This is a genomic window from Rhizobium sp. 11_C7_N12_5, assembly GCF_051811145.1.
Lineage (GTDB): Bacteria > Pseudomonadota > Alphaproteobacteria > Rhizobiales > Rhizobiaceae > Rhizobium > Rhizobium lusitanum.
The window spans coordinates 51785-67412 of the sequence record NZ_JBPWPY010000001.1 but is presented as its reverse complement, the minus strand read 5'-3'; the positions used below and the strand labels follow the sequence as shown (position 1 = coordinate 67412).

Here is a 15628-nt window from a genome sequence, read left to right as displayed (position 1 = left end):
ACCCCCGCTTGCTCCACCAAGACCAATCTTTAAGAGAAAAGTCCCGGCTGGCAAGCGCGGTGACGAAATCAATTTCATCAACGCCAGTGTGACACCGAGCAAACTAATCCGGACATCATTATTCCCTCTGTCAGAAACTTGAGATAAAAGGCCGCAAACAATCTCACGGGGTGCACCATGTCCGAATCCCAAAGCGAGCTTCAAGCCAGCCTGCTGGCGCAGGCCCTGCCCTACATGCAACGCTATGAAAACAAGACCATCGTGGTGAAATACGGTGGCCATGCCATGGGCAATGCCGAACTCGGCAAGGCATTTGCCGCCGACATCGCGCTTCTGAAGCAATCGGGCGTCAACCCGATTGTCGTCCACGGCGGCGGGCCGCAGATCGGCGCCATGCTGACGAAGATGGGCATCGAATCGAAATTCGAGGGCGGCCTGCGCGTCACCGATCAAAAGACGGTCGAGATCGTCGAAATGGTGCTGGCTGGCTCAATCAACAAGGAAATCGTCGCGCTGATCAACCAGACGGGCGAATGGGCGATCGGTCTTTGCGGCAAGGACGGCAACATGGTCTTCGCCGAAAAGGCGCACAAGACCATCAAGGATCCGGATTCCAATATCGAGCGCGTGCTCGATCTCGGCTTCGTCGGTGAAGTGGTCGAAGTCGACCGCACGCTGCTCGACCTGCTTGCGAAGTCTGAGATGATCCCCGTCATCGCACCGGTTGCTCCAGGCCGCGACGGCGCGACCTATAACATCAATGCCGACACCTTTGCCGGCGCCATCGCCGGCGCGCTCAGCGCCACGCGCCTGCTCTTCCTGACGGATGTTCCGGGCGTGCTCGACAAGCAGGGCCAGCTTATCAAGGAGCTTTCGGTTTCGCAGGCGCGTGAACTTATGGCCGACGGCACGATTTCCGGCGGCATGATCCCCAAGGTCGAGACCTGCATCGACGCCATCAAGGCCGGCGTTCAGGGCGTCGTCATCCTCAACGGCAAGACGGCTCATTCGGTGCTGCTCGAGATCTTCACCGAGCACGGCGCCGGTACGCTGATCGTTCCCTGAGGAGGGCGACCGCCTCAGAGGACTTCAATTTCGCTCAAGCCGGCCGATAAATTGCTTCGGCCTCGCTTTTCAACATTCCCATGACAGAGCGGTAGGGAGCTGGGCCATAGCTGATGCGGCTGACGCCGAGGCCGGCCATAGTCTCGTTGTCGGGCGTCGTCGGACGCACCATGATATTGACCGGCAAGGGAGAGCGTTCGCAGAGGGCTCCGATCAGTTCCGGATCGACAAGGCCGGGCGCGAAGAAACCGCTGGCGCCCGCCTCGGCGAAAGCGTCGACGCGGCTATAGGCTTCATCGAGCAGGATCTGGTGGTGCGCCGTATCGCTCTCCTGAAGGAAAAGATCGGTGCGGGCATTGATGAACAATGGTATTTCCCGCCGATCGGCCATCTCCCGGATCGCGCGGATGCGCGCCGCCTGCAGCTCGATCGGATGGACGCCTTGGCCGCCGACCACCTGGTCCTCGAAATTGATACCGATGGCGCCGTGATCCATGATCTTTTCGACATTGGCTGCAACCGCCTCGGGTTCCACCGCATAGCCGCCTTCGAAATCGACTGACAGAGGCAGCGGGCTCGTGACCGAAATCAACCGCGCCGTCACCGCAAGCAGCGACAGTGGTATCGCCTCGCCGTCACCAAAGCCGTTGGCGGCGGCGACAGACCAGCTGCCCGTGGCCAGTGCCTTCGCACCCGCCTCTGTGACCGCCTTGGCCGAACCGGCATCCCAAATGTTGAAAAGGATGAGCGGCTCACCCTTTTTGTGCAGCCGCGCGAATTCCTGCGCCTTTTCCACCTGACTCATCGTATCCCCTCCGAAAAGCCCGGTCGGGCGACTTTCCTCTTCACAACCCCGAAAGAGCGTAAGCTCCCCCTCACTTTGCAAATAGAGCAAAGCCCCGGAATTCAATGGTAAAATCATAGCCGGCATTGGATCGGTCGGCAATGTCGGCGGTATCCCCCATATGGCGTAGCATGAATATTTTCCTTTTCCTCCGATAAGGCGGCATGCCATAAGGCGGCCATGAGCCAGACAAAGACGCTATCCGAACCTTCAGATTTTGCCGATATCCGCGAGTGGGTGTTCGATCTCGACAACACGCTCTATCCGCACCATGTCGATCTCTTCGCGCAGATCGACAAGAACATGACGGCCTATGTCTCGGCTCTCCTGCAGATGGAGCGCGAGGAAGCGCGCAAGCTGCAGAAGCAATATTATCTCGATCACGGCACGACCCTGCAGGGATTGATGCTCCATCACGGCATCGATCCCAACGATTTCCTGGAGAAGGCGCATGCGATCGACTATTCGGCGCTGATGCCGCAGCCGGAGCTGGCCGCCGCCATCAAGGCGCTGCCGGGACGTAAGTTCATCTTCACCAACGGAAGCGTCAAGCACGCCGAGGCGACCGCCGGCGCGCTCGGCATTCTCGACAATTTCGACGACATCTTCGATATCGTGGCGGCAGACTATGTGCCGAAGCCAGCCGGCAGCACCTACGACAAGTTCATGAGCCTCAATCGAGTGGATACGAAGAGGGCCGCGATGTTCGAGGACCTGCCGCGCAACCTCACCGTGCCCAAGGCGCTCGGCATGAAGACAGTGCTGCTCGTGCCCCAGAATCTCGAGACGACCGTCGTCGAATGGTGGGAACGGACGACCGGCGAGGACGATCACATCGACTATGTGACCGACGATCTCACAGCTTTCCTCAAGGCATTGGTTTAACCTTTCTTTAAGACGGGGTTACGAAAGTTTCATCCGCCTTACAGAGGTTTAATTGGTCGTTTTCGGCCGCCCGCCGTATCGTTTGACCATTCCTCGACACGAAAGGAAAAACGATGAACGGGAAAAAAATTCTTCTTGCGGGACTTTCCGCAGCCCTTCTGGTGGGCGCCGGCGCTCAGGCAACCTTCGCGGCACAAGGCGATGAGGCAAGGGGTGGTCACGGCGGTCGCTGGCATGGACCGCACTTTTCGCCGGAAATCGTCTATGTGCGCATGCTGAAGCAATTCGGCCAGCCTGGCGACACCAAGGTCACCAAGGATGAGGTCAAGGCCGGCATCGACAAGATCTTCGATCAGATCGACACCAACCATGACGGCGAGCTCACGCCCGGCGAGGTGCGCGCCTATCGTCAGGAACGCATCAAGGAATGGAAGGCCGCACACGCCAAGGCCAACGACGATCAGGGCAACAACCAGGCCCAAAACGACCAAGCCAAGGGCGATCAGGCCCAGAACGACGACAAGGGTGACAACGGCCCGCGCCATCACGGACCGCATGGCCGCTTCATGCATGAGGCAGGTCTCATGCGCGGCATGATGCTGTTCCATCGCATCGACAAGGACGAAAACGGCCAGATCAGCAAGCAGGAGGCCGAAGACGCCGCCAGCAAGTTCTTCGACCGCATGGATCGCAACCATGACGGCGTGATCTCGCTGGACGACATGCCGGACCGCCCGCTGCTTTAAGCCGATCGATCGGGCACGATCCTCCACGAAGCACCGTCACGCTTCATGGATCGCGCCCTAAGCGGTACCCCTACGACCGAAGCCCGCCATCGCCATGCGACGGCGGGCTTTCGCTGTTCAATGGCCGTTATCGTGCTCGTAAAAATCCGCGACGATCTTCCAGGCCTCGTCGGCGGTGTCGACGAAGCTGATCAGATTGACGTCATCGGGCGCGATGGTGCCGAATTCCGCGAGTGCCTCGAAATTGATGATGTTGCGCCAGAACTTCTCGCCGAAGAGGATGAGCGGCAGACGCTCCATGCGGCCGGTCTGGATGAGCGTCAGGCATTCGAACAGTTCGTCAAGTGTGCCGAAACCGCCCGGAAACACCGCGATCGCCTTGGCGCGCACCATGAAGTGCATCTTGCGGATCGCGAAATAATGAAAGTTGAAGCTGAGCTCGGGCGTGACGTAGACGTTCGGCGCCTGCTCGTGCGGCAGGACGATGTTGAGGCCGATCGAAGGAGCGCCCTCTTCGGACGCGCCGCGATTGCCCGCCTCCATTACGCCCGGACCGCCGCCGGTCACCACGACATATTCATGGAAATCGAAGCTCGCCGAATAACGCGAGCAAAGCCGGGCGAACTTGCGCGCTTCCTCATAGTAAACCGATGCGGTCTCGAGGTTGGCACGCTGCACATCGTTGCGCGCGGCCCATGCGTTTGCACCCGGTGCGGGAATGCGCGCGCCGCCGAACATGACGACGGTCGATTTGATGCCGCGTTCGGTCAGATACATTTCGGTCTTCAGCAATTCCAGCTGCAGGCGGATCGGCCGTAACTCCTCACGGCAAAGGAAATCCTCGTCCGCATAGGCGAGCCTGTAGGAAGGCGACATCGACTGCGGCGTACGCGGCACGGATTCGGCTCGCTTCTTGTCCGCCGAGCTCGTCTTCAAGGGATCCCATACCCCGTCCTTGCGCCTCAGCCTGCCGTTCTTCGCCTTGCTCATTGACCATGCCTTTCAAATAGATCATGCCGAGCCGCCCTGTCCGTAGGCAGCAACGGCCGAGCTCAGCATATGCCCCTACAACACCCCGAATCCAAGCTCAATCGGCGCGGAAAAGACATTCCATTTTTCAAGCCCATGCTGTAGGACCAATCGACCATATCCGGACCTCTATCCGAAAACCACGACAGCTACAGACGTTTTAAGGAATTCCCATGAGCGCTACCGATCTCGCCTCTCTCGAAAAGACCATCGAGGCCGCCTTCGACAATCGCGACAATGTGAACACGTCGACGCGGGGTGAAGTCCGCGACGCCGTGGAGATGGCGCTGAACCTGCTCGACAGCGGCAAGGTCCGCGTGGCCGAACGCGGTGCGGACGGCATCTGGACGGTCAACCAGTGGCTTAAGAAAGCGGTGCTCCTTTCCTTCCGCCTGAACGACATGAAGATCGTCGAAGGCGGCTCGGGCGGCGCGACCTGGTGGGATAAGGTTCCCTCGAAATTCGAAGGCTGGGGCGAGAACCGCTTCCGCGAAGCCGGCTTCCGCGCGGTGCCGAACGCCGTTGTGCGCCACTCCGCCTATATCGCCCCGAACGCCATCCTGATGCCGTCCTTCGTCAATCTCGGCGCCTATGTCGGCGAAGGCACCATGGTCGACACCTGGGCGACCGTCGGTTCCTGCGCGCAGATCGGCAAGCATGTGCATCTGTCCGGCGGCGTCGGCATCGGCGGTGTATTGGAGCCGATGCAGGCCGGCCCGACCATCATCGAGGACAATTGCTTCATCGGCGCACGCTCCGAAGTGGTCGAGGGCTGCATCATCCGCGAAGGATCGGTGCTCGGCATGGGCGTCTTCATCGGCAAGTCGACCAAGATCGTCGACCGCGCCACCGGCGAGATCACCTATGGCGAAGTGCCACCCTACTCGGTTGTCGTCGCGGGCGCGCTGCCGAGCGGCAACACCATGGCGAACGGCCAGCCGGCCCCCAGCCTTTATTGCGCCGTCATCGTCAAGCGCGTCGATGAAAGGACCCGCTCGAAGACCGGTATCAACGAGCTCCTGCGCGACTGATTGTAAATTCGGGAGCGCGGTCGCCATATCGCGCTCCTCTCACGCTTGCCGGGTAAGCTTGCCCGTGCGATTGCTGGAATCGCGGCAAGGATTTTCGGCCTATCGCCGACCCTTTGCCATCGCTTTGCCATTTCCCGCCGGATAAGTTGCCTCCGATGACTGTTACCGATCCCGTCGCCAACCTGCAAACCCTGATCCGCTGTGCCTCCGTGACGCCGGCCGAGGGCGGCGCGCTGACCGCGCTTGCCGACATGCTGCTGCCACTCGGCTTCAAAGTCGAGCGCATGACGGCCCGCGAGCCGGGAACGCCCGACATCGAGAATCTTTATGCCCGGCTCGGCACGGAAGGTCCGCATCTGATGTTTGCCGGCCATACGGATGTCGTTCCGGTCGGCGATGCCGCATCCTGGAGCCATCCACCCTTCGCCGCGGAAATCGCCGATGGCGAGCTCTTTGGCCGCGGCGCCGTCGACATGAAGGGCGGCATTGCCTGCTTCGCGGCGGCCGTGGCGCGCCATATCGAAAAGCACGGGCCACCTGCGGGCTCGATCTCCTTCCTGATCACCGGCGACGAAGAAGGCCCGGCGATCAATGGCACGGTCAAGCTGCTGCAATGGGCGGCCGAGCGCGGCGAGCAATGGGATGCGTCCCTCGTCGGCGAGCCGACCAATCCGGACCAGCTTGGCGACATGATCAAGATCGGCCGGCGCGGCTCGATTTCCGGCTTCATTACCGTTCACGGCGTTCAAGGCCATGCCGCCTATCCGCATCTCGCCGATAACCCGGTGCGCAGTATCCTCAAGCTGACCGAAGCGCTGCTCGACCCGCCTTTCGACGCCGGCACGGACAATTTCCAGCCGTCGAACCTCGAGGTGACGAGCATCGATGTCGGCAATGCCGCCACCAACGTCATCGCCGCCAAGGCAACTGCAGCCTTCAACATCCGCTTCAACGATACCTGGACGGTCGAAACGCTGAAGGCGGAAATCCTTGCCCGCCTGGATGCGGCCGCGGCCGACCAGACGCTGCGCCCCGGACGTCCGCCAGCCAGATACGACATCACCTGGTCCGAGCGTCCGAGCCAGGTCTTCCTGACGCGCAACAATGCGCTGATCGCTTCGCTCTCTTCGGCGGTCGAAAACGTCACCGGCCTGAGGCCGGCGCTCTCGACGACCGGCGGCACCTCGGATGCCCGCTATATCAAGGACTATTGCCCCGTCGTCGAATTCGGCCTGGTCGGTCAGACCATGCACATGGTCGACGAGCGCGTGGCGCTATCGGATCTCGAAACGCTGACCGAGATCTATGAGACCTTCATCCAGCGCTGGTTCGAGAATGCCGACCTTTAAGGAAGTCCAATATTATCTGTCCGGCCTCTGGCTGCTGATCCGGATGGATGCGCGCGGCTTCCAGTATCTTGACATATCGGATCGCGGCATGCTGCGCTCCTTCTGGGCTGTCTTCTGGAGCCTGCCGTCGATCGGCATTTCCTGGCTGTGGTGGCAACAGGCCTACCTGACGGCCATGCCGCCCGAAACATCAACCGGCATCGCGTTCTTCCTGCGGCTGGCGCTGGTCGAAGCGGCGAACTGGCTGATACGACCCATTCTCGCCGGCGTGCTGCTTCTGGTCTTCCGCTTCGGCGACAAGTTTGCGCCGATCGTCGTTACCGTAAATTGGCTTTTCGTACCGGCAAACTATCTGAACGCGCTGCTCCTCGCATTGATCGTCTTTGTCCCCGGCTCGAAGGGTCTGGCAGCACTTCTATCGCTGGTGCTGACAATGGCAATCATCTTTGCGCTGGCGCGCATCCTCAGAATGATCTGCGGCACTCACCCGCTCTTCATCGGCACGCTGACGCTGGTGTTGCTGATCCCGAGCATGCTGCTGACGGGTTTCCTGCAACGCTTCCTCGGCGTCTATCCGCCGGTGTGAAGCTGGTCGTGATCGAACCGCCGCAGTCGTCAGGAATCGTCGGATTCGTCATCCGGCAACGGCATCGCAGGCGCCCCATCATCCCGATAATCCACCTGCATGAAATAGAGCCCGTCCGGCGGGGCAACGGGGCCGCATGCCTTGCGGTCTCGCGCCTCAAGAGCGGCACGCACATCGTCGGGCGTCCACTTGCCCTCGCCCGCGAGCTTCAACGTTCCGGCAAAGGAGCGGATCTGATTGTGGAGGAAGCTCTGCGCCGTGGCGCGGATCTCGATCAGCTCGCCATGGCGCGTGACATCAAGCCGGTCGAGCGTACGCACCGGGCTGTTTGCCTGGCAATGCACGGAACGAAAGGTCGTGAAGTCGTGCCGGCCGACCAAAGTCTGCGCCGCGGCATGCATGACCTCGTGATCCATGTCCTTCGCCACCCACCAGGCGCGCCCGGCCTCCAGCGCCAAGGGCGCGCGGCGCGTGATGATACGATAGAGATAATGTCGGCGGATGGCAGAGAAGCGCGCATCGAAGCGCGCATCGACCTCGGCGATATCGAGAATGGCGACACGCTCGCTCGCCTGCCTCAGATGGGCATTCAGCGCATTGCGCAGGGTATAGGGCTTCCACTCCTTGGTCAGGTCGGCATGCATGACCTGGCCCATGGCATGGACGCCGGAATCGGTACGCCCGGCGCCGCGGATGGAGACCGTCTCCGCCGTCAGTGACAGGATGGCGCCTTCGATCGCCCCTTGCACGGAGGGACCGTTGTCCTGGCGCTGCCAGCCGACATAGGGGGTGCCGTCATATTCGACGGTCATTCTGTAGCGCGGCATCAGCTCCGCTCCGGGGCGAGCACGGTGCCTGGCGCGATTGGCGTGCCACGCAGGAAATCGGCCGATGCCAGCGGCTTGCCGCCGGCCTTCTGCAGCTTCGTCAGCCGCACGGCACCGGAGGCGCAAGCAATGACAAGATCGTCGGTCAACACGCTGCCGGGCGCTCCGCTTCCCTCGGCCAGTTCCGAGCCGAGCACCTTTATCCGCTCCGGCCGACCGGCAATCTCGGCCTCGAACCAGGCGCCGGGGAAAGGCGACAGGCCCCGAATATGATTGTGCACCTCCACCGAGGATTTGTCGAAATCGATGCGCGTTTCACCCTTGTCAATCTTGGCGGCATAGAGGACGCCTTCATCCGGCTGGGCGGTCAGCGGCAGTTCGTCATGCTCCAGCTTGTTCATGGCCTCTGCCATCGCCTTCGCGCCGACCAGCATCAGCCTGTCGTGGAGTTCGCCTGATGTCATGGTCGCGCCGATCTCGACTTCGCGCGTCAGGGCAACAGGGCCGGTGTCGAGGCCCTTGTCCATCTTCATCACCATCATGCCGGTCTTGCTATCACCAGCCATGATTGCACGCTGGATAGGCGCCGCTCCACGCCAGCGCGGCAGCAACGAAGCATGGCCATTGTAGCAGCCGAGCCGCGTGCCGGTCAGAATGGCTTCCGGCAGCAGCAGGCCATAGGCCACGACCACAGCAACATCGGCATCCAAATCGCGAAACCGCTGGCGCTCGTCAGGATCCCTAAAGTTGACGGGCGTAAAGACAGGCAGGCCCAGCAATTCCGCAGCCTGATGCACCGGCGATTTCTGCAGGTCCAGCCCGCGCCGGCCGCCTGGGCGCGGCGGCTGCGTATACACGGCACGAATCTTGTGCCCGGCATCGATCAAGGACCGCAACGTCGGCACGGAGAATTCGGGCGTTCCCATGAAAATGATGCTGAGCGACATGCGATCCATCCGGCTAAGAAATCGAGTTTCGCGTGATCTTGCTCCAAAGACGCTGCGCGCTATCGGAGACCAAACGTTAGCCGTCTTCAAACGGGTTTATGAGCTTGAGATCAAGCCCCTCGAAGTCTTTTGTGTTGCGCGTCGCCAATGTCGCGCCGTGTGTGAGGCAGATAGCGGCGATCATGGCGTTCTTTGTTTCCATTCGCCGTCCAACTTTGTGACGTCGGGCGGAAACTATTCCATACTGATGCGCCGCACTGCTGGAAAACCCGAGGACGCGGCCGGAAAACTCAGCCTCTATCGCTTCCAATTGCACAATCAATGCCGCCTTGCGCTTCCCGTCTGCCAATAGCTCCAGACCGAATCGGATCTCACCCACGGTAATGGTCGTTAGGAAAATGGTTTCGACAGCGAAACCATCGAGCCAAAGCAATATCCGATCGCTATGCAACCGCCCTTGAAGTTCGGATACGACATTGGTGTCGAGCACAATCATCCGAAGTACCTCAAGATAGAATCACTCAAATCGCGGCGGTTCACGATCTGGAGCGTGCCGAAAGGCAGCGATTGCATCGATCTCTTCTCCGCTCAGCTTCTCTCCGCCAAGAATGGTTCTCAGCCGTTGCCCTGCGGAACTGTTGGAATCCTCCTGGCGCCCAAGCGACTGGCGCAACAGATCAATCGCTTCATCCGAAAGGCTACGGCCATGCCGGTTGGCGTTTGCCTGCAATTGCTTTTTCAGCGTGTCGTCAATGCCGCGAATTAAAAGATCACTCATCCGCAGCTCCATATGATATCAATGATATCATATGTGCTTCAGCCCAATCTTTCAATAATCGCAGATCAAAGAGCCTTGGCCTTGGCGGCCTTGGTGAATTTCTTGATCACCATCTCGCGCTTGAGGCGGGAAATATAGTCGATGAACAGCACACCGTTCAGGTGGTCGATCTCGTGCTGCACGCAGGTCGCGAGCAGGCCGTGGGCCTCGGTGAGCTGCTCCTTGCCGTCGCGGTCGAGATACTTGACGGTGACGCGGGCCGGGCGTTCCACTTCCGCATAGTAGTCCGGAATGGAAAGGCAGCCTTCTTCATAGACCGAGCGATCGTCCGACGAGGCGACGATTTCCGGATTGATGAAAACCAGCGGCGTCTTCTCTTCGCCCTCGCGCGACACGTCGATGACAAGCATGCGGCGCGGAACGCCGATCTGGACGGCGGCAAGGCCGATGCCCGGCGCGTCATACATGGTTTCCAACATATCGTCAGCGAGGCGCTGAGTTTCAGTATCGATGCGCTCGATAGGCTTGGAAGCCTGGCGGAGCAGCGGATCGGGTAAAATGATAAGTGGCTTGATCGTCATGACTTTTCCCATAACGCATCTTGTTGTGCGATGGAATCGCCAAGATGGCCGTATCGAGGTGTTTTTTCAACGACGCCGACCCAGGCCGGAATAAGCTGGCGGAAAATCTTGTTCACGTTTTGATCTAGCTATTCACGGCGGTTTTGTTATGGTGTCGGTAAGAATTCCACAAGCATACTCGGTTCCATGTCCTTCATCATCTTCGGCCAAGCCATCTCCACGATCCAGGTTCTGACCGGTCTCGTCATCCTGCTCATGCTCGCCGTCATCATCCTGATGATGCGCGGAAGGGGGCGGTCCGAGGACGACATGCTGGAATCCGAGCACAACATGGCGACGCTTTTGCGGGCGCAGGCAGAGATGCAAGGCCGGCTCGCCACCATGGCCGAAGTGTTCGGCTCGCGGCAGGCGGAGCTCAACCAGGCCATCGGCCAGCGTCTGGACGGCATGTCGCAGCGCGTGACGGCGACGATCGGCGAGCAGACACGGTCGACGCACGAAAACCTGCGACGCCTGCAGGAGCGGCTCGCCGTCATCGACGCAGCCCAGACCAATATCCAAACGCTGGCAAAGGACGTGGTCGGCCTGCAGGCCATCCTCTCCAACAAGCAGACGCGCGGCGCTTTCGGCCAGGCACGCATGGAAACGATCGTCGCCGATGGATTGCCCATGGGCGCCTATTCCTTCCAGCCGACGCTGTCCAATGGCTCGCGGCCGGACTGCACTATTCGCATGCCGAATGGCTCGCCGCCGCTGGTCATCGATGCCAAGTTTCCGCTCGAAGCCTGGAACGCCATTCGCGCCGCCGCCAATCCTGAGCACGGCAAGATCGCCGGACAGCAGTTCCGCCGCGATCTGGAACTGCATATCCGCGACATCGCCGAGAAATATCTCATTCCGGGCGAGACGCAGGACACGGCCTTCCTATTCGTCCCCTCCGAATCGATCTTCGCCGAAATCCACGAGAATTTCGAGGCGATCGTGCAGAAGGCTCAGCGCGCGCGCATCGTCATCGTCTCGCCGTCGCTGCTGATGCTGTCGATCCAGGTCATCCAGGCCGTGCTGAAGGATCAGCGCATGCGCGAGCAGGCGCATGTCATCCAAAGCGAGGTGGCACATCTGATGGACGATCTCTCGCGCCTGGACGAACGGGTGCGCAAGCTCCAGGGGCACTTCGCCATGGCGCAAAAGGATGTCGACATGATCGTCACCTCGGCCGACAAGCTGGCAAGGCGCGGCGAGAGAATAGAGGCCCTGGAATTCGAGACCGCGAAAGAACCAGCAAAGACGCGTGCGGAGGACAGGCCGAAGCCGACCGACAACCGCACCAGCCAACTCAAGCTGAGGGTGGTTGACGAGGACTGATCGCTTCGGGCAGTGTCGCGCCAAATCGGCGCGTGATCCCAAAAGACTGAAGGCAGCCTTCGGGCAGGATCATGCAAAATCAACACCCAGGGCAGGATATCGCATGATCACCATTTTCGGCTCCATCAACATGGACCTCATCGCCACGACAGATCGTCTGCCGAAGCCGGGCGAAACCGTCGCCGGCAACAGTTTTTCCACCGCCGCCGGCGGCAAGGGCGCCAATCAGGCGCTGGCCGCGCGGCGCGCCGGCGCAACGGTCCGCTTGAGCGGTGCGGTCGGCAATGACGGCTTCGCAGAGCCTGCCCTCGCACTGCTTGACGCTGCCGGCACCGATCTTTCCACCACCCGGCGCGTCTCGGAACCGACCGGCACAGCCCTGATCCTCGTGGGCGGCGACGGCGAGAACATGATCGCCGTCGTGCCCGGCGCCAACGGCACGAATACGGCCGAACACGCAACAGCGGCTGTCGCCGCGCTGAACCCCGGCGATACGCTGATGCTTCAATTCGAAATCCCCGTTGCTGCGGTCGAGACAGCGTTGATTTCAGCAAAGGCCAAGGGCGTGCGCACCGTGCTCAATCTCGCTCCTCTGATCCCGGAGGCAGCGCGCCTCGGGCGGCTCGCCGATATCGTCATCGCCAACGAGACGGAATTCGAGAGACTGGCCGGCCAGGACAACATGTCGGCAGCGGAGCGCGAGACAGCGCTCGTGCGCCTGCATGCCGAAACCGGGCAAACGCTGATCGTGACGCTCGGCGGCGACGGCGTCATCGCCATCCGCGATGGCGAGGTTTCACGCGCCAAGGGTCTGGTCATCGAGCCTGTCGATACGGTCGGCGCCGGCGATACGTTCTGCGGCTATTTTGCCGCAAGCCTCGACCAGGGCATGGACTTTCACGCCAGCCTCCGCCGCGCCGCCGTCGCCGGTTCGCTCGCCTGCCTCAAGGCGGGTGCACAGCCTTCCATTCCAGTTGCCAGCGAAGTCGAAGAACGGCTCTAACGGCTGGAATTCGTAAGCATCAGGAAGCGTAATTAATTAAATTTTTGCGCTTCGGTATCATTCTCCTCTGGCCTGGCGTCCAAGCCTTCCGGTTGCGGCAGGTATTCTCACGGCGGCCCCATGACAGGGCCATCCTGCGCCGACTTTGCATCTGGATAATGCCTATCCGACGCATCGCTTTTTCGAGGAAATGATGTTCATCTTTCGTATGAAGTCGCTTGCGGCCAAGCTGATCTTGGTCACGGGGCTGGCGATAGCACTCGTCTTGCTGGTTTCCAATTTTCTGCTGATTTCCCAGACTCGCGATCGCGTCGAGACTCTGACGATGGATCAGGCCAATACCGAGGCCAAGTCCATTTCCAACGAAATTGCCGCCAATGTCGGCGAGATGGCCAGCGCCGCCCGCTCCATGGCCGGCATCATCGGCCGTGGCCACGAAGGTCATTCCTTCGACCGCAAGGGTATCATCAATATCCTCAAGGCGAATGTCGAGCAGAACGCGTTTGCCTTCGGCAGCTGGTTCTGCGAGCAGCTCGGCGCCATCGACGGCAAGACGACGGAGCTTGCCAACAACAAGGATCAAGCCGTCAACGACAAGGGCGCCTTTACGCCCTATTGGTCCAAGACCAAGGATGGCGGCATCCAGTTCTCCACTTTCGATAACGACTACACGGCACCTTGGTGGAAGCTCGCCGCCGAAAGCGGCAGGGGTGCAATCACTCCGCCCTATCTCGCCCAAGGTACCGATGTTCCGACGACCATGAGCTCGATCGCCTATCCGGTGATGTCTGGCGGCAAGCTGATCGGCGTCGCAGGCGTCGACATTTCTCTCGGCTCGCTTTCCACAAAGCTGCAGAAGATGCAGCCGTTCGGTTCCGGTCGCGTCCTGCTGGTGTCCCAGGACAACAAGTGGCTGGTCGCGCCGACTGCGGGCCTGCTGATGAAGGATTATAGCGGGGCAGGCGCGGATATCATCAAGGCGGCGCTGACCTCCTCTTCAGCGAGCATCCTGAAGAACCTGTCGGACAATAGCGGCGAGGAATTCGACCGCGTTGTCTATCCCTTCGCCGTTCCGGGCCTCAACGCCACCTGGGTCGTTCTCATCGACGTGCCGCATAGCGCGATCGCCGCACCTGTGCGTGATCAGACCTATACGATGATCGTGGCAGGTATTCTTGTGCTCGTCGCCGTCATGCTGGCTCTCTATGCCGCCGTTCGCGGCTTTGTACAGACGCCGCTCGCCAGCCTTGTGGCCAGCGTCAAGGGCCTCAGCGCCGGCAATTACGCGGAACCGGTTGCCGGTCAGGCGCGGGCCGACGAGGTCGGTTCGGTTGCCAAGGCGCTGGAAGGTTTCCGCTTCGCGCTTGCCAACACCAAGCTTCTGGAAGGTGAAGCCAACGATCAGCGTCTGGCTGCCGAAGGCGAACGCCGCCGCTCGGAAACCGAACGCAACGAGAGCGTCGCTCTGCAGCGTCATATCGTCGGTATTCTTGGCCACAGCCTTGCGGAGCTTTCGAAGGGCAATCTCAGCCATCGGATTACCGACGATTTCCCCGGCGAATACGCTCAGCTGAAGCAGGATTTCAACGCCGCCCTCGCCAGCCTCGAAGAGACCGTGCAAACGGTCAATCTCAGCGTCGGCAACATCGGCAGCGGTACCGGCGAAATCAGCAACAGCGCATCGGACCTTGCCCGACGCACCGAGCAGCAGGCGGCAAGCCTTGAGGAAACCGCTGCGGCCCTCAACGAGCTTACCGCACAGGTCAACTCCAGCGCCGAAAACGCCCGCACGGCCGCCAGCAGCGTCAACGCCGCATCCGAGGATGCCGGACGCTCCGGCGAGATCGTGCAGAAGGCCATCGCCTCCATGCACGGTATCGAACAATCCTCGCAGGAAGTCTCGCGCATCATCGGCGTGATCGACGAGATTGCTTTCCAGACCAACCTGCTTGCCCTCAATGCCGGCGTCGAAGCCGCGCGCGCGGGCGAAGCAGGCAAGGGCTTCGCGGTCGTCGCCCAGGAAGTCCGCGAACTGGCGCAACGCTCGGCCAATGCCGCCAAGGAGATCAAGACGCTGATCAACACCTCGGCCGGACAGGTCAAGGAAGGCGTCGATCTGGTCGGCCGCGCCGGCAACGCCCTGCACAAGATCGCCGAGCAGGTGATGGAGATCAACGGCCTCATCCGCCAGATCTCCGCCTCCGCAAGCGAGCAGGCCATCGGGCTGAAGGAGATCAATTCGGCCATGAACCAGATGGACCAGGTGACGCAGCAGAACGCCGCGATGGTCGAGGAGACCACCGCCTCAAGCGTGACGCTTGCCGAGGAAGCCCAGACCCTGAAGACATTGGTCGCGCGCTTCCGGACCTCCTACGGCACCCAGGACAATGCCGGCGCATTGCGAGCAGCAGCACAGCAGATGCGGGCGCCCGCCCCTGCCCGCAGGGCCTCGCCTGCGCCCGCACCGGTACGCAAACCACGTCCGCAGACCCATGGTGCCAATGCCCTGGCACAGGACGCATGGGAAGAATTCTAAGCCGGGCTAACTCAGCAACCGAAAAGGCCGCCGGAGTGATCCGGCGGCCTTTTTTC

The 15628-nt window shown here is 61.0% G+C and carries 16 protein-coding genes; 9 read left to right on the top strand and 7 right to left on the bottom strand.

Annotation, left to right across the window (positions count from 1 at the left end):
• The first annotated feature begins 177 nt into the window (after nt 1-177).
• Nucleotides 178-1065: an acetylglutamate kinase gene (argB, locus tag AB8B29_RS00335; RefSeq protein WP_037203058.1), complete on the top strand. Its 888-nt coding sequence runs from the start codon at nt 178-180 to the stop codon at nt 1063-1065.
• A 34-nt stretch (nt 1066-1099) separates the two neighbouring features.
• Here the strand turns inward: argB and AB8B29_RS00330 are convergent, their stop codons facing one another.
• Nucleotides 1100-1870: an isocitrate lyase/PEP mutase family protein gene (locus AB8B29_RS00330; protein WP_037203057.1), complete on the bottom strand. Its 771-nt coding sequence runs from the start codon at nt 1868-1870 to the stop codon at nt 1100-1102.
• A gap of 219 nt (nt 1871-2089) precedes the next feature.
• On the opposite strand from AB8B29_RS00330, the gene AB8B29_RS00325 reads away from it, so the two are divergent.
• Nucleotides 2090-2794 (top strand): pyrimidine 5'-nucleotidase, encoded by a 705-nt coding sequence (locus AB8B29_RS00325; RefSeq protein ID WP_037203056.1) that lies wholly within the window; start codon nt 2090-2092, stop codon nt 2792-2794.
• Nucleotides 2795-2907: 113 nt separating this feature from the next.
• Nucleotides 2908-3540: an EF-hand domain-containing protein gene (locus tag AB8B29_RS00320; RefSeq protein ID WP_037203055.1), complete on the top strand. Its 633-nt coding sequence runs from the start codon at nt 2908-2910 to the stop codon at nt 3538-3540.
• A 117-nt stretch (nt 3541-3657) separates the two neighbouring features.
• Here AB8B29_RS00320 and AB8B29_RS00315 read toward each other — a convergent pair whose 3' ends face one another.
• Nucleotides 3658-4530, bottom strand: coding sequence for an LOG family protein (locus AB8B29_RS00315; RefSeq protein WP_037203054.1), 873 nt, complete (start codon nt 4528-4530; stop codon nt 3658-3660).
• A gap of 212 nt (nt 4531-4742) precedes the next feature.
• On the opposite strand from AB8B29_RS00315, the gene dapD reads away from it, so the two are divergent.
• The 3 genes from dapD to AB8B29_RS00300 all read left to right on the top strand — a co-directional run bounded on the left by dapD (nt 4743) and on the right by AB8B29_RS00300 (nt 7535).
• Nucleotides 4743-5600 (top strand): 2,3,4,5-tetrahydropyridine-2,6-dicarboxylate N-succinyltransferase, encoded by an 858-nt coding sequence (dapD, locus tag AB8B29_RS00310; RefSeq protein WP_037203053.1) that lies wholly within the window; start codon nt 4743-4745, stop codon nt 5598-5600.
• A 155-nt stretch (nt 5601-5755) separates the two neighbouring features.
• On the top strand, nt 5756-6949 hold the full coding sequence (dapE, locus tag AB8B29_RS00305) for a succinyl-diaminopimelate desuccinylase (RefSeq protein ID WP_037203052.1): 1194 nt from the start codon (nt 5756-5758) through the stop codon (nt 6947-6949).
• Nucleotides 6936-7535 (top strand): hypothetical protein, encoded by a 600-nt coding sequence (locus AB8B29_RS00300; RefSeq protein WP_092574412.1) that lies wholly within the window; start codon nt 6936-6938, stop codon nt 7533-7535. The genes dapE and AB8B29_RS00300 overlap by 14 nt, the downstream gene beginning before the upstream one ends.
• Before the next feature lie 29 nt (nt 7536-7564).
• Here AB8B29_RS00300 and truA read toward each other — a convergent pair whose 3' ends face one another.
• From truA to def, 5 genes are all read right to left on the bottom strand, one after another.
• Entirely contained in the window at nt 7565-8362 is a 798-nt protein-coding gene (gene truA / locus AB8B29_RS00295) for a tRNA pseudouridine(38-40) synthase TruA (RefSeq protein ID WP_092574414.1), read from the bottom strand.
• Nucleotides 8362-9309, bottom strand: a complete 948-nt coding sequence (gene fmt / locus AB8B29_RS00290) for a methionyl-tRNA formyltransferase (protein ID WP_092574518.1) — start codon at nt 9307-9309, stop codon at nt 8362-8364. The genes truA and fmt overlap by 1 nt, the downstream gene beginning before the upstream one ends.
• A gap of 76 nt (nt 9310-9385) precedes the next feature.
• The gene (locus tag AB8B29_RS00285) at nt 9386-9805 is read right to left on the bottom strand and encodes a type II toxin-antitoxin system VapC family toxin (protein WP_047641074.1); all 420 of its coding nucleotides are present in this window, start codon (nt 9803-9805) and stop codon (nt 9386-9388) included.
• A 21-nt stretch (nt 9806-9826) separates the two neighbouring features.
• Nucleotides 9827-10099 carry a FitA-like ribbon-helix-helix domain-containing protein gene (locus AB8B29_RS00280; protein WP_037203048.1) on the bottom strand — a complete coding sequence of 91 codons (273 nt, stop codon included), beginning with the start codon at nt 10097-10099 and terminating at the stop codon, nt 9827-9829.
• Between the two features lie 53 nt (nt 10100-10152).
• Nucleotides 10153-10668, bottom strand: a complete 516-nt coding sequence (gene def / locus AB8B29_RS00275) for a peptide deformylase (RefSeq protein WP_037203047.1) — start codon at nt 10666-10668, stop codon at nt 10153-10155.
• A gap of 186 nt (nt 10669-10854) precedes the next feature.
• Here def and AB8B29_RS00270 point away from each other — a divergent pair, with 186 nt between their 5' ends.
• The 3 genes from AB8B29_RS00270 to AB8B29_RS00260 all read left to right on the top strand — a co-directional run bounded on the left by AB8B29_RS00270 (nt 10855) and on the right by AB8B29_RS00260 (nt 15572).
• On the top strand, nt 10855-12033 hold the full coding sequence (locus tag AB8B29_RS00270) for a DNA recombination protein RmuC (protein WP_092574416.1): 1179 nt from the start codon (nt 10855-10857) through the stop codon (nt 12031-12033).
• Nucleotides 12034-12136: 103 nt separating this feature from the next.
• Nucleotides 12137-13036, top strand: a complete 900-nt coding sequence (locus AB8B29_RS00265) for a ribokinase (RefSeq protein WP_092574418.1) — start codon at nt 12137-12139, stop codon at nt 13034-13036.
• 193 nt (nt 13037-13229) lie between these two features.
• Entirely contained in the window at nt 13230-15572 is a 2343-nt protein-coding gene (locus tag AB8B29_RS00260) for a methyl-accepting chemotaxis protein (RefSeq protein WP_113118248.1), read from the top strand.
• Nucleotides 15573-15628 lie beyond the last annotated feature (56 nt).